The 19,076-nt window shown below is 64.2% G+C and carries 23 protein-coding genes and 1 riboswitch; of the genes, 12 read left to right on the top strand and 11 right to left on the bottom strand.

The features are described 5' to 3' along the window. Positions 1-3: 3 nt before the first annotated feature. Together cobT and AAFN55_RS18545 are read left to right on the top strand one after the other, a co-directional pair. Complete coding sequence (cobT, locus tag AAFN55_RS18550; RefSeq protein ID WP_347800455.1) at positions 4-1,896, top strand: cobaltochelatase subunit CobT; 1,893 nt, start codon at positions 4-6, stop codon at positions 1,894-1,896. 200 nt (positions 1,897-2,096) lie between these two features. After that, positions 2,097-3,047, top strand: a complete 951-nt coding sequence (locus AAFN55_RS18545; RefSeq protein WP_347800454.1) for an esterase-like activity of phytase family protein — start codon at positions 2,097-2,099, stop codon at positions 3,045-3,047. Here AAFN55_RS18545 and AAFN55_RS18540 read toward each other — a convergent pair whose 3' ends face one another. Genes AAFN55_RS18540 through AAFN55_RS18530 form a run of 3 tightly spaced genes read right to left on the bottom strand, consistent with a single transcriptional unit; the run spans position 3,048 to position 4,579 of the window. Next, positions 3,048-3,410, bottom strand: a complete 363-nt coding sequence (locus AAFN55_RS18540) for a response regulator (protein ID WP_347800453.1) — start codon at positions 3,408-3,410, stop codon at positions 3,048-3,050. Between the two features lie 3 nt (positions 3,411-3,413). Then, on the bottom strand, positions 3,414-3,956 hold the full coding sequence (gene hpt / locus AAFN55_RS18535; protein WP_347800452.1) for a hypoxanthine phosphoribosyltransferase: 543 nt from the start codon (positions 3,954-3,956) through the stop codon (positions 3,414-3,416). Continuing rightward, positions 3,956-4,579: a hypothetical protein gene (locus AAFN55_RS18530; protein WP_347800451.1), complete on the bottom strand. Its 624-nt coding sequence runs from the start codon at positions 4,577-4,579 to the stop codon at positions 3,956-3,958. The genes hpt and AAFN55_RS18530 overlap by 1 nt, the downstream gene beginning before the upstream one ends. A gap of 181 nt (positions 4,580-4,760) precedes the next feature. Here AAFN55_RS18530 and ftsE point away from each other — a divergent pair, with 181 nt between their 5' ends. From ftsE to AAFN55_RS18510, 4 genes are all read left to right on the top strand, one after another. Beyond that, positions 4,761-5,420, top strand: a complete 660-nt coding sequence (gene ftsE / locus AAFN55_RS18525; protein WP_347800450.1) for a cell division ATP-binding protein FtsE — start codon at positions 4,761-4,763, stop codon at positions 5,418-5,420. Beyond that, complete coding sequence (locus AAFN55_RS18520) at positions 5,413-6,399, top strand: ABC transporter permease (protein ID WP_347800449.1); 987 nt, start codon at positions 5,413-5,415, stop codon at positions 6,397-6,399. The genes ftsE and AAFN55_RS18520 overlap by 8 nt, the downstream gene beginning before the upstream one ends. Positions 6,400-6,466: 67 nt before the next feature. After that, positions 6,467-7,201 carry a YdcF family protein gene (locus tag AAFN55_RS18515; protein WP_347800448.1) on the top strand — a complete coding sequence of 245 codons (735 nt, stop codon included), beginning with the start codon at positions 6,467-6,469 and terminating at the stop codon, positions 7,199-7,201. 76 nt (positions 7,202-7,277) lie between these two features. Then, positions 7,278-8,078, top strand: coding sequence for a 1-acyl-sn-glycerol-3-phosphate acyltransferase (locus AAFN55_RS18510; protein ID WP_347800447.1), 801 nt, complete (start codon positions 7,278-7,280; stop codon positions 8,076-8,078). Here the strand turns inward: AAFN55_RS18510 and AAFN55_RS18505 are convergent. Then, positions 8,038-8,586, bottom strand: coding sequence for a gamma-glutamylcyclotransferase (locus AAFN55_RS18505; protein ID WP_347800446.1), 549 nt, complete (start codon positions 8,584-8,586; stop codon positions 8,038-8,040). The two genes, AAFN55_RS18510 and AAFN55_RS18505, sit on opposite strands and share 41 nt — an antisense overlap. Positions 8,587-8,649: 63 nt before the next feature. Between AAFN55_RS18505 and AAFN55_RS18500 the strand changes: the two genes are divergently transcribed. Beyond that, on the top strand, positions 8,650-9,651 hold the full coding sequence (locus AAFN55_RS18500; RefSeq protein ID WP_347800445.1) for a DUF2125 domain-containing protein: 1,002 nt from the start codon (positions 8,650-8,652) through the stop codon (positions 9,649-9,651). A 5-nt stretch (positions 9,652-9,656) separates the two neighbouring features. On the opposite strand, the gene AAFN55_RS18495 is transcribed toward AAFN55_RS18500, so the two are convergent. Continuing rightward, positions 9,657-10,592: a prephenate/arogenate dehydrogenase family protein gene (locus AAFN55_RS18495; RefSeq protein WP_347800444.1), complete on the bottom strand. Its 936-nt coding sequence runs from the start codon at positions 10,590-10,592 to the stop codon at positions 9,657-9,659. 4 nt (positions 10,593-10,596) lie between these two features. Then, complete coding sequence (gene hisC, locus AAFN55_RS18490; protein WP_347800443.1) at positions 10,597-11,700, bottom strand: histidinol-phosphate transaminase; 1,104 nt, start codon at positions 11,698-11,700, stop codon at positions 10,597-10,599. An 80-nt stretch (positions 11,701-11,780) separates the two neighbouring features. Further along, positions 11,781-11,858, top strand: a riboswitch (SAM riboswitch). Positions 11,859-11,911: 53 nt separating this feature from the next. On the opposite strand from hisC, the gene metA reads away from it, so the two are divergent. Further along, positions 11,912-12,814, top strand: a complete 903-nt coding sequence (gene metA / locus AAFN55_RS18485) for a homoserine O-succinyltransferase (RefSeq protein WP_347800442.1) — start codon at positions 11,912-11,914, stop codon at positions 12,812-12,814. Between the two features lie 21 nt (positions 12,815-12,835). Here metA and AAFN55_RS18480 read toward each other — a convergent pair whose 3' ends face one another. Next, the gene (locus tag AAFN55_RS18480; protein ID WP_347800441.1) at positions 12,836-13,339 is read right to left on the bottom strand and encodes a peptide deformylase; all 504 of its coding nucleotides are present in this window, start codon (positions 13,337-13,339) and stop codon (positions 12,836-12,838) included. A 4-nt stretch (positions 13,340-13,343) separates the two neighbouring features. Next, positions 13,344-14,102 carry a methyltransferase domain-containing protein gene (locus tag AAFN55_RS18475; RefSeq protein ID WP_347801043.1) on the bottom strand — a complete coding sequence of 253 codons (759 nt, stop codon included), beginning with the start codon at positions 14,100-14,102 and terminating at the stop codon, positions 13,344-13,346. A 113-nt stretch (positions 14,103-14,215) separates the two neighbouring features. On the opposite strand from AAFN55_RS18475, the gene gloB reads away from it, so the two are divergent. Together gloB and AAFN55_RS18465 are read left to right on the top strand one after the other, a co-directional pair. Then, positions 14,216-14,983: a hydroxyacylglutathione hydrolase gene (gene gloB / locus AAFN55_RS18470; RefSeq protein WP_347800440.1), complete on the top strand. Its 768-nt coding sequence runs from the start codon at positions 14,216-14,218 to the stop codon at positions 14,981-14,983. Next, positions 14,980-15,423 (top strand): cupin domain-containing protein, encoded by a 444-nt coding sequence (locus tag AAFN55_RS18465; protein WP_347800439.1) that lies wholly within the window; start codon positions 14,980-14,982, stop codon positions 15,421-15,423. The genes gloB and AAFN55_RS18465 overlap by 4 nt, the downstream gene beginning before the upstream one ends. Here the strand turns inward: AAFN55_RS18465 and AAFN55_RS18460 are convergent. The 3 genes from AAFN55_RS18460 to AAFN55_RS18450 form a co-directional block, all read right to left on the bottom strand. After that, a complete protein-coding gene (locus tag AAFN55_RS18460; RefSeq protein ID WP_347800438.1) occupies positions 15,401-16,066 on the bottom strand; it encodes a lysoplasmalogenase in 666 nt (221 codons plus the stop codon). The two genes, AAFN55_RS18465 and AAFN55_RS18460, sit on opposite strands and share 23 nt — an antisense overlap. Then, complete coding sequence (locus AAFN55_RS18455) at positions 16,066-16,947, bottom strand: EamA family transporter (RefSeq protein ID WP_347801042.1); 882 nt, start codon at positions 16,945-16,947, stop codon at positions 16,066-16,068. The genes AAFN55_RS18460 and AAFN55_RS18455 overlap by 1 nt, the downstream gene beginning before the upstream one ends. Positions 16,948-17,059: 112 nt before the next feature. Continuing rightward, positions 17,060-17,833, bottom strand: coding sequence for a DUF3108 domain-containing protein (locus AAFN55_RS18450; RefSeq protein WP_347800437.1), 774 nt, complete (start codon positions 17,831-17,833; stop codon positions 17,060-17,062). A gap of 246 nt (positions 17,834-18,079) precedes the next feature. Here AAFN55_RS18450 and rpmB point away from each other — a divergent pair, with 246 nt between their 5' ends. Then, entirely contained in the window at positions 18,080-18,376 is a 297-nt protein-coding gene (gene rpmB, locus AAFN55_RS18445) for a 50S ribosomal protein L28 (protein ID WP_347800436.1), read from the top strand. A gap of 74 nt (positions 18,377-18,450) precedes the next feature. Then, positions 18,451-19,071, top strand: coding sequence for a queuosine precursor transporter (locus AAFN55_RS18440; protein WP_347800435.1), 621 nt, complete (start codon positions 18,451-18,453; stop codon positions 19,069-19,071). Positions 19,072-19,076: the final 5 nt, after the last annotated feature.

The following is a 19,076-nucleotide window of genomic DNA, read 5'->3' as shown; positions in this document are numbered from 1 at the left end:
ACGTTGGCCGGCCCGGGCGACAACACGCGCAATAAGTCCGGCAAGGGCGGCGACACCGACGCCTTCAAGCGGGCGGTGTCCGTGTGCATGCGCGCCATGGCCGGCGACAACGAGCTCGAGGTCGCCTTCGCCAAGGAGAAGCCGGCGCTTGCCGGTGCGCGTGCGCGGCTGCCCGATCTGCCCAAGAAAGCCAGTGCCGCCGACATCGCCGTCACGCGTGGTCTCGGCGATTCCATGGCCTTGCGCCGAGCATGCCATGACGCCCGCATCCACACGCGCCTCGCGCCGGAGGGCAAGCAGGCGCGCGCGATCTTCGATGCCGTCGAACAGGCTCGCGTCGAGGCGATCGGCTCGCGCATGATGGCAGGCGTCGCCGATAATATCGGCTCGATGCTCGAGGACAAATACACCAAGGCCAATCTTGCCGACGTCGCCGACCAGGCCGACGCGCCGATCGAGGAAGCCGTCGCGCTGATGGTGCGCGAGAAACTGACCGGCCGTCCGGCACCGAAATCCGGCGCGCGCGTCGTCGATCTCTGGCGCAAGTGGATCGAGGAGAAGGCGGGCGGCGACATCGCGGGCCTGTCCGAAAAGCTTGACGATCAACAGGCCTTCGCGCGTGTCGTGCGCGATATGCTCGCGTCGATGGAAATGGCCGAGGAACTCGGCGAAGACCAGCAGGAGCAGGAATCCGAGGACGACGACGAGAACCAGCCGCAGGGCGAGGAACAGTCGGAAGAGGGTGGCGAGGACGATTCCGGTTCCGAGGATTCGCAGTCGGAGGATTCCGACGCTGCCAGCGAGGATCAGGAGACTGGTGAGACGGAGAGCTCCGATGCGAGCGCCGACGAACTCTCCGACGACGACGATCTCGACGCCGAGACTCCTGGCGAGGCGAAGCGGCAGGACAATCCGTTCGCAAACCTTCCCAAGGAAATCGACTACAAGGTCTTCACGACCACGTTCGACGAGACCGTCGGCGCGGAAGAGTTGTGCGACGAAGAGGAACTGGAGCGTCTGCGCGCGTTCCTCGACAAGCAATTGTCGAACCTGCAGGGCGTGGTGGGGCGTCTCGCGAACCGCCTTCAGCGCCGCCTGATGGCGCAGCAGAACAGGTCGTGGGATTTCGACCTCGAAGAGGGCACGCTGGACCCCGCGCGCCTCGTGCGCGTCGTCATCGACCCCATGCAGCCGCTGTCGTTCAAGATGGAGCGCGACACCAAGTTCCGCGATACGGTCGTGACGCTGGTGATCGACAATTCCGGATCGATGCGCGGGCGCCCGATCACGGTTGCCGCCACCTGCGCGGACATTCTCGCGCGGACGCTCGAGCGCTGCGGCGTGTCGGTCGAGATTCTCGGCTTCACGACGCGGGCGTGGAAGGGCGGGCAGGCGCGCGAGAAGTGGCTCAAGGAGGGCAAGCCGGCCAATCCCGGACGCCTCAACGATCTGCGCCACATCATCTACAAATCCGCCGACGCCCCCTGGCGGCGTTCGCGCCGCAACCTCGGTCTGATGATGCGCGAGGGCCTGCTCAAGGAAAACATCGACGGCGAGGCGCTTCTCTGGGCCCACAACCGGCTCATCGCGCGCCCCGAGCAGCGTAAGATCCTGATGATGATTTCGGATGGCGCTCCGGTCGACGATTCCACGCTGTCGGTCAATCCGGGCAACTATCTCGAACGGCATCTCCGGGCGGTCATCGAACTCATCGAGACGCGTTCGCCGGTGGAACTGCTGGCGATCGGCATCGGCCACGACGTGACCCGCTACTATCGCCGCGCCGTCACCATCGTCGATGCCGAGGAACTGGCCGGCGCGATGACCGAGCAACTCGCCGCGCTCTTCGGTGAAGAGAGCCAGCGCGAGATGCGGCGCAGCGCGGGCAGGCGGTGAGGTCGCTTTTCAGCGTCCTACTCCGGGCCTGTTTGGCAATACGCAGAACTCTGTGCCCTATGTTGCCCCCCTTTGTCCTGCCGGACGCCCTGGCCCGGGCCGCGGGTCTCGGGCCAGGGCGTCCGGCAGGACAAAGGGGGGCGCGAAGGAATGCAGGCTTTCAGGGATTAGCTCTTGCCACCGCCCTCTTGATCGCGCCCTTGCCGGTTCTTGCCCAGAACGCTGCCATTCGTGACGTCGATGTCCAGTCCAGTCCGATACCGAATTTCCGGCTTGGTTCGAGCGACACGGTCTTCGGCGCGCTGGAGTTCGTCGGCGGCTTGACGATGCGGTCCTCGGACCGGGAGTTCGGCCAGGTGTCCGGTCTGCGCTTCCTGACGCCGGGCGAAGAATTTCTGGGCGTGGCGGACCACGGCTATTTCGTCTTCGGTACGATCGCGCGCGACGCTGCCATGGTTCCCATCGGCGTCGAGCGCGTGCGCATACACCCGATCGCAGGTGAGGGCGGCCGGATCATCTATGACAAGGAAGGCAAGGACGCGGAGGGTCTTAGCGTTCACGACGGCATTGCGACGGTCGCGTTCGAGCGTCTGGCGCGGGTCGAGCAGTTCAGGATCGATCCGAAGGACATGAAAGGGCCGATCGACAGCCTCGATTTCATCATTCCGCCGGCCGAACTTCGCTACAATCAGGGTCTGGAAACCATCGCGCGCGCTCCCGATGACAGTCCGCTTGCGGGCGCGACGGTCGTCGTCGCCGAACGCAGCGTGGACGGCAGCGGCAACATTTTCGCCGCGATCCTCGATGGCCCGCAGAAAGGGATTTTCAAAGTCGTTCGCAGCGAGGATTTCGACGTAACGGACGGAGCATTTCTGCCCAATGGCGATCTGCTGTTGCTGGAGCGACGCCTGTCGGTCACGCGGGGCGTGGGAATACGCATTCGTCGCTTCGACGGCGCGAACATTGTCAGCGGTGCGCTGATCGATGGCGACGTGGTGCTGGAAGCCGATTTGGCCTATCAGATCGACAACATGGAAGCGATGGACGTCTGGAAACGCGCCGATGGCGCGACGATGATCAGCCTGATGTCCGACGACAACCAGTCTTTCCTGCAGCGGTCGCTCTATCTGGAATTCAGGCTGGTGGAGTAGTTACGCCAGCGCCTGCTGAACCTTGTTGCGGATCTCGACCAGCGAAAATGGCTTTGGGACCACATCGACGATGATGTCGGCCAAGTCCGCCGCACGCTCGCGTTGTTCCGCATAGCCCGTCATGAGAAGGATGCGGATGCCGGGGAATTCGCTTGCGGCGCGCTTTGCCATTTCGATGCCGTCCATGGCCGGCATGCGGATATCGGACAGGACCAGGTCGTACTGGCCGTTCGCTTCGCGGATGCTCGACAGGCCGAGATCGCCGTCTTCGGCCGTCTCCACCTCGTGCCCGGCGGCAGCGATGGCGCGAGCCGTAAAGGTCCGCACCGAGTCGTCATCCTCGACGATCAGGATGCGCGCCATGCCTCAAGCGTCTCCCTTGACGATGCCGACGAAGGGCAGTTCGCGGAACGCGTGCGCCACGTCCATCCCGTAGCCGACGACGAAATAGTCGGGGCAGTCGAAGCCGACGAAGTCGGCCGTGAGATCGGTCTGGCGCTTCGAATGCTTGTCGAGCAGCACGGCGATCGAGACGCTCTTGGCTCCGCGCGAGAGCATGAGTTCGCGGGTGTATTTCAGCGTCTTGCCGGATTCGAGGATGTCGTCGATCAGGAGGACGTCGCGCCCGGCGACTTCGTTGTCGATGTCGCGCAGCACCCTGACCTCGCCGCTCGTCGTGCCGGCGCCATAGCTCGAGATGAAGATGAACTCGACTTCCGGCGACAGGCCGGTGTCGTGCATTGCCCGGATCAGGTCGGCTGCAAAGATGAACGAGCCTTTGAGAATCGAGATGACGAGAAGATCGTCATATTCACGTCCGGCGATATCCTTCGCCAACTCGAGATTGCGGCGGGCAATCGCGGATGCGCTGAACAGAACCTCGATATCCTTGCCGCGAACGACTGGCATCAGCGGATGTCCTCCTGGAAATTGACCGCAACGGTCTTGACCCCGTTGGTAGGAGGCTCCAGGCGGCTGGAAAAGGCGTAGCGGCCTCCGGGCTTGAGCTCGGTGCCTCTTGTCCCCAGAAAATAGCGTGTCGTCTCGCCATCCGTCGCGATCACGGAGATTTCGATCGGCGGCAGGGGCAATTCCTGATCACTGTGATTCTGCGCCTGTCCTTCGACGAACAGGATTTCGCGTCCGCCCTGGAGTTCGATGCGGCTCTTCACCTCGGCAATTCTGAGCGGCTGCGCCATCTGGGACGGGACGCCGATCACGGCCTGTCGCATCAAGGCATGTCCGCCGGACACCCAGAATGCGAGTGCGACCAGCGTCAGGCTGAACCCCCAGAACAAGGGGCCGCCCTGGCGGCCGTCGTCGATTTCCGCCGCCGCTGCGAATCGCAGTGTGTCCATCCCGACAGCCGGCGGAGTTGCGGTCGACTGCTGGGCCGGCTGCAAAGCGGATCTCGGGTCGAGCGTTTCGTATTCCGCCTCGGAAAAGTCCGTCGGCTGCGCATTGTCGCGCCGAGCCTGCGGATCGGTCATGATTTCGCCGGAAACCGGGCGTGCCTTGTCGTGATCTCTCATGCGGCCGGCCGTCCTTTGGCGCTGCTCCTATCCGGGTACCGTCAATTGGTTAACGCTTCGCTGCCGATCCGGGGCCGCAGCACGGAAATTAACCCGGCATTAACCATGCGGATGGAAGGTCAGGTCGCCAGATGGTCCGCTATGCCGCCGCCGGCACACGCCCTAGACGCAAGGAATTCCAGTGATCCGCTTCGAAAATGTCGGCCTCCGTTACGGCATGGGTCCGGAAATCCTGCGCGATATCTCATTTCACCTGCCCGAGCGGTCGTTTCAGTTCCTGAGCGGTCCATCGGGCGCGGGCAAGACGACGCTTCTGCGCCTTCTCTTTCTCTCGCTGAAGCCGACGCGGGGGCTGATTACCGTCTTCGGCAAGGACCGGTCGCGAATCACGCGTAAGGAACTGCCGCTGATGCGCCGGCGCATCGGCGTCGTGTTTCAGGATTTCCGCCTGCTCGAGCACATGACCACCTACGAAAACGTCGCGTTGCCGCTGCGCGTTCGCGGCCGGGAGGAAGCCTCCTATCGCAACGACGTGATTGAACTCCTGAAATGGGTCGGCCTCGGCGAGCGCATGCATGTTTTGCCGCCCGTCCTGTCGGGCGGCGAAAAGCAGCGTGCGGCGATCGCGCGCGCTTTGATCGAGCAGCCTGAAATCCTTCTGGCGGACGAGCCCACCGGCAATGTCGATCCGCCCCTGGCGCGCCGTCTTCTGCGGCTGTTTCTCGAACTCAATCGCCTCGGCACAGCCGTCGTCATCGCAACGCACGATCTCGGGCTGATGGAGCAGGTGGATGCGCGCCGCATGATCCTGTCCGGCGGGAGGCTCGACATCTATGACTGAGGCGCTGCCCATCGAAGAGGATGCCGAACACGAGGCCGTGGCGCGCAGCGTGGAGCGCGTGCCGCGCAAGATGGCGCCGATCGTGCCACCCTACAATGTCGCGGGCAGCGCGCTCATTCTGGTGATCGCGATCATGACGTTCCTGTCGTGCCTGACGCTCGGCGCGGTGACGTTGGTGCGCGACACGGCCGCGACATGGCAGTCGCAGATCGCGCGTGAGGCGACGATCCAGATCAAGCCGGCCGACGGACTGGACATGGATGCGGCACTGGCGTCCGCGCAGCGCGTAGCGTCCGGCTTTGCCGGCGTCCGTTCAGCCGCGATCGTCGACCGCGCGGCAACCGTGCGCCTGCTGGAGCCCTGGCTCGGTGCCGGCCTCGACATCGACGAACTGCCCGTCCCCCGTCTCGTCATCGTGACCATCGATCCGGCCGGCCCGCCAGACTTCGCAGCGGTGCGCGCGGCACTTGCCGCAGAAGTGCCGCAGGCGTCGCTCGACGATCATCGGACCTGGGTCGACCGGCTTATCGCCATGGCGCGGACGACGGTGACGATCGGCGTGTCGGTTCTCATGTTGATGCTGGCGGCGACCGTGCTGTCCGTCGTCTTCGCGACGCGCGGCGCGATGGCCGGCAATGGCCACATCATCGAGGTCCTGCACTTCGTCGGGGCGGAGGCGCGCTTCATTGCGGCCGAATTCCGCCAGCATTTTCTTCTGACCGGCATGAAGGGCGCGGCGGCCGGTGGTGTCGCTGCGGTCATCGTCTTCATCGGATTTTCGTGGTGGTCCTCGCGCAACATGGCGACCCCGCAGGCCGATCAGGCGACTGCGCTCTTCGGCAATTTCGCCATCGGCGCCGCAGGCTATCTGGGCGTTGCGCTGGTCGTGGCGGCCATCGGTGTGCTCACGGCGGCGACCTCGCATCTGACCGTCGTGTCCTACCTGAGCGACATCGACACCAGACACCATGACGGCTGACGTGCTGCAGCCGCATTCCGAACAATCCGGCTATCCAATGCGGCAATTCGGGGTTAACCATGACACCATGAAGGTGTCCGGACCGACAGGCGCGCCGCAGCATGCGTTGGGCGCGAACGAGAATGGCAAGCAACCGCCGCGTCGCGGCGCGCTGCGTGCCGTTGGCCTCGCCGTGGTGTGCCTCATCGCGGGTGGACTGGCGTTCCTCGGCGGCTTCGCAGCCTTCTCGACGCATGTGGCTCGCCTGACGACGCCGGAACTGCAAGGCAGTGCCGATGCGATCATTGTACTGACAGGCGGACAGGCGCGCATCGACGCGGCGCTGGAACTGTTGCAGTCGGGCAAGGGCAAGCGCCTCTTGATCAGCGGCGTCCACCCATCCGCGCGTATGAAGGACCTGCAACGCGTGACGGGCGGTGACGAGAAGCTGTTTTCATGCTGCATCGACATCGATCGCGCCGCGCTGGATACGATCGGCAATGCCGAGGAGAGCGCGAAATGGGTCACGAGCCACGCCTATGGCACGGTCATCGTCGTGACCAACAACTATCACATGCCGCGCAGCCTGCTCGAGTTGAAGCGGATGGTCGGGGAGACGGTCCTGCTGCCCTATCCCGTCGTCAACACGCCGCTCGACAAGGGCGAATGGATGAAAAGCGGCGACGCCCTGCGCGTCCTGTTCATGGAATATACGAAGTATCTCGCCTCCGTCGCGCGTGGGCTTTTGCCCAAGCCGGCCGACGGTATCGGCGTGGCGACGATAGACGCCTCGAGCGCCGGGCTCCACAGTTCGTCGTACTGAGTCTGTCGCCATAATTTGCGTTTTTTCCGGCATGGTGTAACCACGGTCGCATGACACTTCGTGGGCCGGAATACTAATGCTCGTCTTTCGATCGCTGGCGTTCAACGTCGCCTTCTACGTCAGCCTGATCCTCCAGATGTTGTTCTGGACGCCCTACTATTTCCTCGCGCCGCGCCACATGGCGTGGTTCGTGCCGAAATTCTGGGCCCGGTCCAGCCTCAAGCTTCAGGAATGGATTGCCGGCACCGAAAGCCGCATCGAGGGCATGGAGAACCTGCCCGAAGGACCGTTCATTCTCGCGCCGAAACACCAGTCCTTCTGGGATACGATGGCGTTCTTCCCCTACCTCAAGGACCCGGTCTACATCCTCAAGCGCGAGCTGATGTGGATTCCGCTCTTCGGCTGGTATGTCGGCAAGATGAAGATGATCCCGATCCATCGCGGCAGCCGGTCCAAGGCGCTCAAGGACGCGCTCAGGATCGCGAAATCGCGTATGGCGGACAATCGCCAGCTCATCATCTATCCAGAAGGCACGCGCCGCGCGCCGGGCGACGATCCCGCCTACAAATGGGGCATTGCGGAAATCTACGCGACGCTCGGCGTACCCGTGGTGCCCGTCGCGCACGTCGCAGGGCTCTATTGGCCGCGGCGCAAGTTTCTGCGCTTTCCCGGCGTCATCCATGCCCGCTTCCTGCCGCCGATCGAGCCGGGCCTCGACAAGGACGCGTTCCACGCACGGCTGATCGCCGAGACCGAAGCCGTCTGCGACGAATTGCTGATCGAGGCAGCACAGTCGGAAAACCCGCCGCAGATGCCTCCCACCGCCGTCGCGCGGCTCAGGGCGCTGGGTGTCGAACCGCCGCCTCAACAGGCGTGATCCGCGCGGCGACACCTTCCAGCCAGTGATCGCGGATGCCGAGCGCGCGCAGGTGCGCGACGGTGTTGATCACATAGTCTTCATTGGCGCCTGAGCGCCCGGCCGAGCCGGAGACGATGTGTGCCGCGTCCTCGACGTCGATGCGGCCGGCATACTGGATGTGATGGCGATCGACGACATAGGTGACGGCCTCCACGATCGCGCCGTCGTCCAGCCGCACGGGGAGCCGTCTTTCCAGATAAACGTCGGTGACGAGTTCCCGTTCGCGCAGATAGGTCATCACTTCGTCGGCAAGGTCAGCGGGGACGCGAAAGGCGAGTCCGATGCACGAGCCGCCGCGGTCGAGCCCGAGAACGAGGCCCGGCCGTTCCGGTGTGCCGCGATGGACGTGTGACCGGACGCACAAGGCCCGGCGATAGCCATTGAGGCGTGCCCTGCGCGTTTCGGTATGGGCAAACCCTGGCCGCCATATCAGCGAGCCATAGCCAAACACCCAAAAATCGCCCATATCGCCAATCCAGAGTCACAGCGTTCGTGGAAGACACGGGCGAGGGGTAACGAGAGCGACGGCATGGCGTCAAGCGCAGACAAGAAAACCAACTACAGCCGGCGCTTCTTCTGGTTCGCCGTCGCGATCGTCCTGGTGGTCGTCGGCTATACGTTCGGCTGGAACTATCTGGGCGACAGACTGGTCGAGCAGGTCAATGCGAACGTGGCGACCATCAATCGCGACGGACGCCGCGCGAGCTGCGAAAATGCCGAGGCGAAGGGCTATCCGTTCCGCATCGGCGTGTTCTGCCGTTCCGTCATGTTCGTGGACGCCCGCGCGGGCGTCAGTTTCCGCGCACGCCAGTTTCGCTCGGCAGCGCAGGTTTATTCACCCCAGCATGTCGTCGGCGAGCTGGATGGCCCCGCGAGCCTGGAGATCCCAGGCCTGAACGCGCTCGATCTCAACTGGACGAGCATGCGCGCAAGTGTCCGCCTGACCACGGACCTGCCGGAGCGCGTATCGCTCGAAGCGCAGGATTTGGCCGTGCGCCGCGATGAAGCCAACGGCGCGGCGTCGCCGCTTCTGGCCGGCGCCAAGGTCTTTGAATTCCATATGCGGCCCGCCGGGGCGGATCTCGACCTGGCCTCGCGCTTCACCGATCTGCAGCTCGGCGAACAGTTGGAAGGGGCAACCATACCCATTCCGCCGCTCGATGGCGTGGTCGATGTATCCATTGCCGATGGCGTGCGTCTGGCGGCCTCCAGCCTTGCGAGCCTGCGTGGCACGTCCGGGACCATCAGGACGATCAGCCTGAATCTCGACGAGCAGACCGGCGCTACCGTCACGGGGCCTGTGTCGATCGATGAAGACGGCCTGATCGATGCCGATCTCGAAGTGACGTTGCGCAATCCGCAGGCGATCGGGCGCGTGCTGGCCGACCTTATTCCCGACGCGCGCCGCGAGATCGGCATGGGGTTTTCGGCAATGTCCGCCATGGGCACCGCGCCGACCCTGCCGCTTCGCATCTCCAAGGGCGAGATCAGCCTCGGCTTTCTCTCGCTTGGATCGATCCCGCCGCTCTGAAACGCTCAGCGCTTCTCGGGGTGCGCGGCGACCTGACGCCCGAAATCCGGTGAATCGACTTCCTGTCCCGCGTCGATGATCGAGCGCCTGATGGTGCGTGTGCGCGAAAACAGGTCGAACAGCTTGTCGCCGTCGCCCCAGCGCACCGCGCGCTGAAGCGACGCCAGATCCTCGGAGAAACGCGCCAGCATTTCGAGGATCGCGTCCTTGTTGTGCAGGCAGACATCGCGCCACATGGTCGGATCGGAGGCGGCGAGGCGCGTGAAATCGCGGAAGCCGGACGCCGAGTATTTGATGACTTCCGACTTCGTGACCGTCTCCAGATCGTCGGCCGTGCCGACGATGTTGTAGGCGATGATGTGCGGCAGATGCGAGACGATCGCGAGCACCATGTCGTGGTGCTGCGGGTCCATCGTGTCGATGTTGGAGCCGCAGGCGCGCCAGAAAGCCGAGAGGCGCTCGATGGCTTCGGGGTCGGTGCCATCCACTGGCGTCAGGATGCACCAGCGGTTTTCGAAGAGGTCCGCGAAGCCCGCATCCGGACCGGACTTTTCCGTGCCGGCCAGCGGATGACCGGGGATGAAGTGCACGCCTTCAGGGATATGCGGCTGCATCTGTGCGATGACGGACGCCTTGGTCGAGCCGACATCGGTGAGGATCGCGCCCGGCTTGAGCGACGATGCAATGGCGGCGGCAACATCGCCGGACGATCCGACGGGAACCGAGACGATCACGAGATCGGCATCCTGCGCCGCTTTTGCGGGATCGGATTCGTAAGCGTCGCCGAGGCCAAGCTCGCGGGCGCGCTCGAGCGTCGCGGTGCTGCGGGTCGAGATGACGATCTCGCCCGCAAGGCCTTCGCGGCGGATCACGCGGGCGATCGACGAGCCAATGAGGCCGATGCCGATGAGGGCGATCCTGTCGAACATGGTTTCGGGCATGGGGTCAGGCTTTCAGAAATTCGGTCAGAGCGGCGATAACGCCACGATTGGCTTCCTCGGTGCCGATGCTCATGCGCAGGGCGTTGGGGAAGCCGTAGGCGGAAACACGGCGCAGGAGATAGCCGCGCGCGGCGAGATACTCGTCCGCCTTCGCCGCCGAATATCGCTCGTCTTCGGGAAAATGGATCAGGATGAAGTTGGTCACGCTGGGGGTCACCCGCAGTCCAAGCTTCTCCAGTTCCTCGCTCGTCCAGCGCAGCCACTGTTCGTTGTGGCCGACGGAGCGCTCGACGTGGTCACGGTCGTGCAAGGCCGCGACGCCCGCCTCGATGGCGACGGCGTTGACGTTGAACGGATCGCGCACGCGCTCCAGCGCCTCGATGACGTGCGACGGCGCATAAATCCAGCCGATCCGTGCGCCGCCGAGCCCATAAGCCTTGGAGAAGGTGCGGGTCATGACGACGTTTTCGTTCCCGGCGACCAGTTCGACACCGGCCTCGTAGTCGTTGCGGCGCACGAACTCAGCATAGGCGGCGTCGATCACCAGCAGCACGCTTTTCGGCAGGCCGGCATGCAGGCGGCGGATTTCCTCGAACGGCAGATAGGTGCCGGTCGGGTTGTTGGGATTGGTGAGGTAGACGATTCGCGTGCGTTCGGTCACGGCGGCGAGGATCGAATCCACGTCGCTGCGCTCGTCGGTCTCCTTGGCGGGGACCGGTGTGGCGCCAACGGAGCGGATATAGATCGGGTAGGCCAGGAAACCGTGCGCGCTGTAGATGCCCTCGTCGCCCTCGCCGACATAGGCGCGCGCCAGCAGCGCCAGCGCTTCGTCGGAGCCGTTGAAGATCATGATGTTTGCGACGTTGAGCCCGTGCCTGGCGGCGATCGCCTCGCGCAGCCGCGTTGCAGCCCCGTCCGGGTAGAGCTGGAGGTTCGAGGCCACCGCGCGCGCGGCTTCCACCGCCTTTGGCGAGGGCCCGAGCGGATTCTCGTTGGCCGACAGCTTGTGGACCTTCGCGACACCCTCCGGCGCATGACTCTTGCCGGGCACGTAGGCGTCGATGTCCATGACGCCGGGGCGGGGCTGAGGGCGAGACTTGATGGTCATTGTGGGCGATCCAGCTTTGAAAGGCGGCCTGCTCTACCAAGGTTTGGCGTTGACGCAAAGTCCACGGCGTCCTAAAAGCAGGCCTGATCCGTGGTGATTTGGCCGGTCGGCTTGCAGCCACGTAAAACAACTTGCTAAAGGGCCGATTGCAACAAGTCCGTTGGACCGGCCGCGATTTCGCCGCCGGTCTTTTTGTTTTGGAGTGTTTGCAGTGCCCATCAAGATCCCCGACCAGCTTCCCGCCCGCGACATCCTGGTGCGCGAGGGCGTGTCCGTGATGGACGAACAGACCGCGCTGCGGCAGGATATCCGGCCGTTGCAGATCGGTCTGCTCAACCTCATGCCGAACAAGATCAGGACCGAGGCGCAGTTTGCCCGGCTGATCGGTGCCACGCCGCTGCAGGTCGAGCTTACATTGGTGCGCATCGGCAACCACAAGGCCAAGAACACGTCCGAGGATCACCTGATCTCCTTCTATCAGACGTGGGATGAGGTCAAATCGCGCAAGTTCGACGGCTTCATCGTCACCGGCGCGCCGATCGAACTTTTGGCTTTCGAGGACGTCACCTACTGGGAGGAACTGACGCGCATCCTCGACTGGACGAAGACCAACGTGCATTCGTCGTTCTTCATCTGCTGGGGGGCGATGGCCGCTGCCTGGCACTTCCACCGCATTCCGAAATACACGCTGGAGCAAAAGGCGTTCGGCGTTTTCCGCCATGGCAACAATGCGCCCGCGTCGCCCTATCTCACCGGGTTCTCCGACGATTTCGCCATACCCGTCTCGCGGTGGACCGAGGTTCGCAGCAGCGATATTCCGTCCGGCCAGGGCCTGGAACTGCTGATGGAATCGGAGGAGACCGGCCCCTGCATGCTGGCGGAGAAGACCGGCAACCGGCTCTATATGTTCAATCATATCGAGTACGATTCGACGTCGCTCAAGGAAGAGTACGACCGCGACATCGCGCTCGGCACACTGATCGACGTGCCGCACGGCTATTATCCCGACGACGACCCGAGCCGCCCGCCGCTCAATCGCTGGCGCTCGCACGCGCATCTGCTGTTCGGCAACTGGATCAATCAGGTCTACCAGACGACCACGTACGAATTGTAGGGCTTGGCCGGGTTGAAGCGATCAGCCCGGCGCGCGCAGCATCTTCTCCCAGCGCTTGATCGCGCGGTCGCGTTTCAGGCGCGAGAGGCGCTGGAGCCAGAAGATACCGTCGAGCTGGTCGATTTCGTGCTGGATGCACGTTGCGAGGAAGCCGTCGGCATCCTCCGTGACGTGCTCGCCGGTCAGCGATTGGTAGCGGACACGGATGCGGGCAGGGCGTTCGATCTCGTCGGTCACACCCGGCATCGAAACGCTGCCTTCGGTGTGGCGGGCCGTCTCGTCCGACGCGTTTTCGATGATCGGATTCACATAGACGCGCACGCCATCCTCCCGCGACAGTTCGATCACCGTTACGCGCTTGAGAACGCCGATATGAGCTGCGGTGATGCCGACGCCGGGTGCCGCGCGCATGGTGTCGAGCAGATCGTCGGCGAGCGCGCGGAGGTCGCCGTCGAACGTATCGACGGCTGCGCATGGGTTTCGCAGCGCGGGGTCAGGATAGCGAACGATCGGGCGGACAGCCATGCGGTCAGGAGCCGCCGGTCTCGGCGTTTCGCATGGCGCGGGTCGCACCTTGCGGGCTCATGACCGGCACGAACACCCGCCGTGACGACCGGGCCGCTACCGGGATGCCCTGGTAGAGCCGCTTCTGCGCCTCGACCACGATCACGCCCGCGAATATCGGCCAGAACCGTCTGCCGGCGCGCTCGAAAAGTGCGTGCAGCCGCATCATCCAGCGCCGTTTCGAGGGCGGGAAGTGAAGCGCGTCCGCCCATGAACCCGGCGTGAAGTTCGTGTCGCGCAGGAGCGCGTTGAGCTGCCCGCGCGAGAATGGGCGGCCATTGCCGAAGGGCGTATGCTCGAATCGCGCCCACATGCCGCGCCGGTTCGGCACGACGACGACGAGACGTCCGCCCGGCGCAAGCACGCGCCAGATTTCCATCAGCGTCTCGCGTGGGTTCTCCGTGTGTTCGAGGGCATGAACCATAAGGATGCGGTCGATGGACGAATCGAACAGCGGCAGTTCCTCGTCGAAGACGAGTGCGGTCGCGGAAGGTCCGGCGGGCGGCCAGTTCACCGCGCCCTGCATGGCGGGCATGAAGGCGAAGACGCGCTCGGCGTCCGTGCCGAACCGTTCCAGCCAGGGCAGCGTGTAGCCCAACCCGACGAGGCGCTCGTTGGGCAGCGTCGCCCACACTGAAGACAACGCCATCGTGATCGAACGCTCCGCCAGCCGGCCAAGCGTGCACGAATAGAACGACCGCAGATCGATGATGTCCGACAGCATGGCGCGACCGTATCGACAGGCGGCGTCGAACTCAAGAAAGCCGTCTTCCAGGAAATCCGGTTTCGGCGACGCGGCCATTGTTCTATCGTCCAATGAACATCAAGGAGACAGACATGGCCGTCGAGATCGAACAATTCCTGTGCCGCAGCGACAATTTCGGGGTTCTGGTGCACGACAAGGCGACCGGCGCTACCGCGATCATCGACGCACCCGAGGAACGCCCGATTCTCGAGGCGATCCAGCGCACCGGGTGGCAACCAACGATGATCCTGACGACGCATCACCATGGCGACCATGTCGAGGCCAATCTGGCGCTGAAGGAACGCTTCGGGCTGACGATCATTGGCCCGAAGGCGGAGGCGTCGAAGATTCCCGGCATCGACCGGCAGGTCTCCGAGGGCGATTCGTTCCAGCTCGGAGACGAGGAGGTGCGTGTTATCGAGACGCCGGGGCACACGGCGGGCCACGTATCCTACTATTTGCCGAAATCTGGCGTCCTGTTCGCGGCCGATACGCTTTTTGCACTCGGATGCGGGCGGCTGTTCGAGGGAACGCCGGCAATGATGCATGCGTCGCTCGCCAAGCTCGCGGCGTTGCCGGCGGCGACGACGGTCTATTGCGGCCACGAATATACGCTGTCCAATGCCCGCTTCGCGGTGACGATCGACCCGACCAACTCTGCGCTGACGAAGCGTGCAAAGGAGATCGAGGCTCTGCGTGCGGATGACAAGCCGACACTGCCCACGACGATCGGCGTCGAGCTCGCAACCAACCCGTTCCTGCGTGCGCATGACCCGGCGATTCGCCGCAATCTCGGCATGGAGCGCGCGACCGACGCAGAGGTGTTCGCGGAAATCCGCAAGCGCAAGGATCTGGCGTGACGGCTGCGGAGATCATCGCCGCGCTTGGCATGCAGCGTCATCCCGAGGGCGGCTGGTATGTCGAGATGTTCCGCGACGCCGAGGGCGGCGAGCGCGGCCACTCGACGGCGATCTATTTCCTGCTGGAGAAGGGCGATTGCTCGCACTGGCACCGGGTGAAGGACGCGACGGAGATCTGGCACTTCCATGCCGGAGCGCCGCTCGATCTCAGCCTGTGGCGGGAGGGTGATGCGGAGACCGATCTTATTCGCCTGGGGATCGATCTTGGCGCCGGCCAGCGGCCGCAGGGCGTGGTGCCTGCCAATGTCTGGCAGGCCGCCGAGACAACTGGCGACTGGACGCTTGTCGGCTGTACCGTCGCGCCGGGCTTTTCGTTTTCCGCGTTCGAGCTTGCTCCACCGGACTGGACGCCGCCTGTCAGATCAGGAAGCCCAGCGTGATTGCCAGTTGGGCGAGATAGTAGAGCACCCACACCGCCGGCCCGGTCCAGATGCGATGCCATGACGATGCGCCGAGCAGGAAGCGCTCGCTCGCAAGGATCGCATCGGACGCGACGAACAGCGCGGCGCCGATCATGATGATCGGGGCGGGCACCATGGCTGACGCGATCATCATGGCGAGAATCGCTGCAACGTAGACCGCAACCGGTATGCGCAGCGCATCGCCGACGGCCGGAATGAGCCTCAAAATGAGTGGAACCGAGGCGATGAGAACGATCACCGGCAACGGAATCCGCCATGTCTGCGCGGTCAGGATTTCGATGCCCGCGCCTGTCATCACGAACAGCGCGACATAGGCGACGTGAGCGAGCAGGAAGCTACCCAATCCGCTCAGGAATGCCGGCTCGCCGTCCTGCGACAGGAACGCGTCACCTGCGGCACTCAGGGCGAGCGCCGCCACCAACAGCCATGGTCCGCCTTCCATGACGGCAAGCACGGCCAGCAGGCCCGTCGCTGCGGTCTTGGCCACGGTGCGCCGCCATGATGGCGGCTGCCTCAACGCGGCAAGATAGAAAAACGCCGATATCGCCGAGAATATCAGCGTGCCGTTGGAGAGATCTTCGATGCCGCCCGCGAAAGGCATCACTGGCCCGCCTTGCCGGTCGTGCCGCCGAACAGCATCGATTTCGCGGCGAGCACCGCGCCGGCGGTGATCAGGGCGCAGGCAAGCAGGATGTTCGTGCTGGCCGCTGCGGCACCGGCCACGATCAGCACAAGCGTGGACAGAAGCGGGGCGGCATAGCTCGATGCGCCCAGAACCTGGATGTTGCCGTGCTTCACCCCGTGGTCCCACGCGTAGAAGGCAGCGCCCACCGGCATCAGGCCCAGGCCCGCGACGGCGAGCCATTCGCCGGCCCCTGCTGGCCAGACGGTTTCTTCGAGCAGCAGATGGCAGATCAGGGACAGCGCCGCGGTTGCGGCGCAGAACCATGTGACCACGCTCGTCGGAACGGCCGGGAAACGACGTGACAGGAGCGAATAGGCCGTCCACAGGAGCGCGCAAATGCCTGCCATCGCATAACCGAAGACGTATTCGCCATCGAAGGTGAGATTGCCGCCATTGGTGACGATGAGGAACGCCCCGAGCAGGCCCAGGCATGCGCCGGCCACATGATGCCACCGCAATTGCTCGCCGGGCAGGAGCGCCGAACCGACGACGATGAGCAGCGGCCAGAGATAGGCAATGAGGCTTGCCTCGACCGCAGGCGCGTTGCGCAGCGCGGTGAAGTAGAAGAAATGATAGCCGAACAGCCCGCCGATGCCGACGAGCCACACGATCGGCGGTATGGGCGGGTGCGGCGCGGGTTTGGCGACCACGCGCATCGCCAGCCCGACGGCCGTGCCGATCGCAAATGTCAGCGCGGACAACAGGAACGGCGGGACCGCGCCAGAGCGCGCGGTGAGCAACGCCAGCAACGCCCACATAACCACAGCCGAAAAGCCGATCAGCGTTGCACGCGCCATATTCGTCGTCACTCCAGGAAATCTCCGGGGCAGGGTTAGCGGCACGGCGGAGATGTCGCAAGAGGCGCTACGCTGGTTGCCGGCTGTGATCGGCCAGCAGCCGCAGGTTCCGTCAGCGCGGCTGGAGGCTGCTCAGCCTGATGCGCAACGTGCCGACCTGCGTGCCGATGGACGCATCGACCGGCGTGTAGAAACCGGTTTCGCCGAGGCGCATGAAGGCGATCTGGATCCGGCTCCGGTTCTTCAGGAACTCGATCTGGCTGCGTCCCCTGCGATAACCGGCGACAGGCACGAAACGCGCGTCGCACGTGACGCCTTCCCCGGTGAAGCCACGTATCGCTCCGGTCTCGCGGTGCGTCAACTTGAGGTCCGCCCGCATCTCGCCGTCGAAAACCCGGATGGTGCGGTTGCAGACCTTGGATGGATCGGTCGTGCGTATCAGCGTGGAGGAAAGCGGATCGAGTGCCGCCTTCAATTGATCGCCGGGAACGGGGATCCAGTCGCCACCGCGTCTGGGCGTCGGGGTATTCTCGACCTTGGTGATCCGGTCGCCTGAAAATGCGATGGTCGTGCGCGCCTTCTTCTTGCCGGATGTGTAGTCCGCAACGAAGGATTGCGGCCTTACGCCGTCCTTGGTGACCGACCCCCTGGCGCTTGTCGTTCCGTCTGTCCGTTCGAACAGCCGCGCGATGCCCGAACTCGCCAGCGAGCCGTTGATGCTGAAGCGATCCCCGGAAAACGTGCTGTCGAAGCTCGCCCTGGCGACCGGCAGGCCGAGCAGCGTCACGGAATAATCGGCGCGATAGGATTCCTGCTTCGCCGCAGCCTCGGATACCGGCAGGACGAGAGCGGCAAGGATGGCGAGACCCGACCATGAGTGCGACATAGGTTGCTCCCTGTGGCTGTGCGCAATATCCCTCTCGATGGGTGTTGCCCGGCGAATGCGCCCATTCTATGAGGTGTGGAGAGGCGGCCGGCGCGCAGTTCAGATGGCAGCTTGCGCTTGACCGCCGCGCCAAATGCCACTATGGAACGGCAACTTTTTCCAGAAGGCCGCCTGAAACTACCCGCGCGCCGTATCACATGGTGCGGTAGTTCGGTATGGCCCTGTAACGTAACGAAGGTGCATGACATGTCCCGCGCTTGTGAACTGACCGGCAAGGCCGTGATGACCGGCAACAATGTAAGCCACGCCAACAACAAGACCCGGCGCCGCTTCCTGCCGAATCTTTGCGACGTGACGCTGATCTCCGAGGCGCTCGGCCAGAACGTGCGTCTGCGCATTTCGGCCAATGCGCTTCGCACGGTCGAGCATCGCGGCGGTCTCGACGCGTTCCTCGTCAAGGCAGGCACCGATGACCTGTCGCAGCGCGCGCGCCTGCTCAAGAAGCAGATCACCAAGAAGCTCGCGGAGCAGCAGGCCGCCTAAGGCCAGCACTCTCGACTTTCGATCTTGCGGCGGGCATTCGCCCGCCGACTGGTTCCATTACCCAGGATAAAAAAATGACCCGGCAAGTCTCGGTCTGGCCCTTCGTGGCCGCAATGGCAGCGGTCGTCGCAGCCTCCAATTTCCTCGTCCAGTTCCCGTTCCAGCATTTTGGCCTGCAGGATCTTCTGACCTGGGGTGCGTTCACCTATCCGGTGGCCTTCCTCGTCACGGACCTGACCAACAGGCGCTATGGCCCCGCGGCCGCCCGCAAGGTGGTCTATGTCGGCTTTGCCATCGCGGTCGTGTTGTCGATCTGGCTGGCGTCGCCGCGCATCGCGATCGCGTCTGGCTCCGCCTTTCTCGTCGCCCAGCTTCTCGACGTCTATGTGTTCGACCGGCTGCGTCACAGGGTCTGGTGGCAGGCGCCGCTGATTTCGTCGGTGCTTGGCTCGATCATCGACACGATCATCTTCTTCTCGCTCGCCTTTGCCGCCCGCTTCGCCTTCCTGGATACCGGGTTCGGGCTGGAAGACGGGTCGCTCGGCTTCGCGGTGCCGTTCTTCGGCGCGGACGTCCCGCTGTGGGTGTCGCTTGCGCTCGGCGATTTCACGGTGAAGATCGTGATCGGGCTGCTGATGCTCGCACCCTACGGTGCGCTTCTCAGCGTGCTGCGGCCCCTGCCGTCGGTGCGGTAGGGTCG

The organism is Mesorhizobium sp. CAU 1732, assembly GCF_039888675.1.
Taxonomy (GTDB): domain Bacteria; phylum Pseudomonadota; class Alphaproteobacteria; order Rhizobiales; family Rhizobiaceae; genus Aerobium.
This window is presented reverse-complemented; position numbering and strand designations above follow the sequence as displayed.

Bases quoted from the DNA above. Each gene is read 5' to 3' on its own strand.
- AAFN55_RS18505 (WP_347800446.1), bottom strand. From the start codon at position 8,586: ATGGGCGATTTTTGGGTGTTTGGCTATGGCTCGCTGATATGGCGGCCA.
- AAFN55_RS18495 (WP_347800444.1), bottom strand. From the start codon at position 10,592: ATGCCCGAAACCATGTTCGACAGGATCGCCCTCATCGGCATCGGCCTC.
- AAFN55_RS18530 (WP_347800451.1), bottom strand. From the start codon at position 4,579: ATGAGAGATCACGACAAGGCACGCCCGGTTTCCGGCGAAATCATGACC.
- AAFN55_RS18475 (WP_347801043.1), bottom strand. From the start codon at position 14,102: ATGCTGTCGGACATCATCGATCTGCGGTCGTTCTATTCGTGCACGCTT.
- hisC (WP_347800443.1), bottom strand. From the start codon at position 11,700: ATGACCATCAAGTCTCGCCCTCAGCCCCGCCCCGGCGTCATGGACATC.
- AAFN55_RS18500 (WP_347800445.1), top strand. From the start codon at position 8,650: ATGGCGTCAAGCGCAGACAAGAAAACCAACTACAGCCGGCGCTTCTTC.
- AAFN55_RS18460 (WP_347800438.1), bottom strand. From the start codon at position 16,066: ATGCCTTTCGCGGGCGGCATCGAAGATCTCTCCAACGGCACGCTGATA.
- AAFN55_RS18515 (WP_347800448.1), top strand. From the start codon at position 6,467: ATGAAGGTGTCCGGACCGACAGGCGCGCCGCAGCATGCGTTGGGCGCG.
- AAFN55_RS18450 (WP_347800437.1), bottom strand. From the start codon at position 17,833: ATGTCGCACTCATGGTCGGGTCTCGCCATCCTTGCCGCTCTCGTCCTG.
- hpt (WP_347800452.1), bottom strand. From the start codon at position 3,956: ATGCCAGTCGTTCGCGGCAAGGATATCGAGGTTCTGTTCAGCGCATCC.
- AAFN55_RS18440 (WP_347800435.1), top strand. From the start codon at position 18,451: ATGACCCGGCAAGTCTCGGTCTGGCCCTTCGTGGCCGCAATGGCAGCG.
- AAFN55_RS18455 (WP_347801042.1), bottom strand. From the start codon at position 16,947: ATGGCGCGTGCAACGCTGATCGGCTTTTCGGCTGTGGTTATGTGGGCG.
- gloB (WP_347800440.1), top strand. From the start codon at position 14,216: ATGGCCGTCGAGATCGAACAATTCCTGTGCCGCAGCGACAATTTCGGG.
- AAFN55_RS18510 (WP_347800447.1), top strand. From the start codon at position 7,278: ATGCTCGTCTTTCGATCGCTGGCGTTCAACGTCGCCTTCTACGTCAGC.
- AAFN55_RS18520 (WP_347800449.1), top strand. From the start codon at position 5,413: ATGACTGAGGCGCTGCCCATCGAAGAGGATGCCGAACACGAGGCCGTG.
- rpmB (WP_347800436.1), top strand. From the start codon at position 18,080: ATGTCCCGCGCTTGTGAACTGACCGGCAAGGCCGTGATGACCGGCAAC.
- AAFN55_RS18480 (WP_347800441.1), bottom strand. From the start codon at position 13,339: ATGGCTGTCCGCCCGATCGTTCGCTATCCTGACCCCGCGCTGCGAAAC.
- AAFN55_RS18540 (WP_347800453.1), bottom strand. From the start codon at position 3,410: ATGGCGCGCATCCTGATCGTCGAGGATGACGACTCGGTGCGGACCTTT.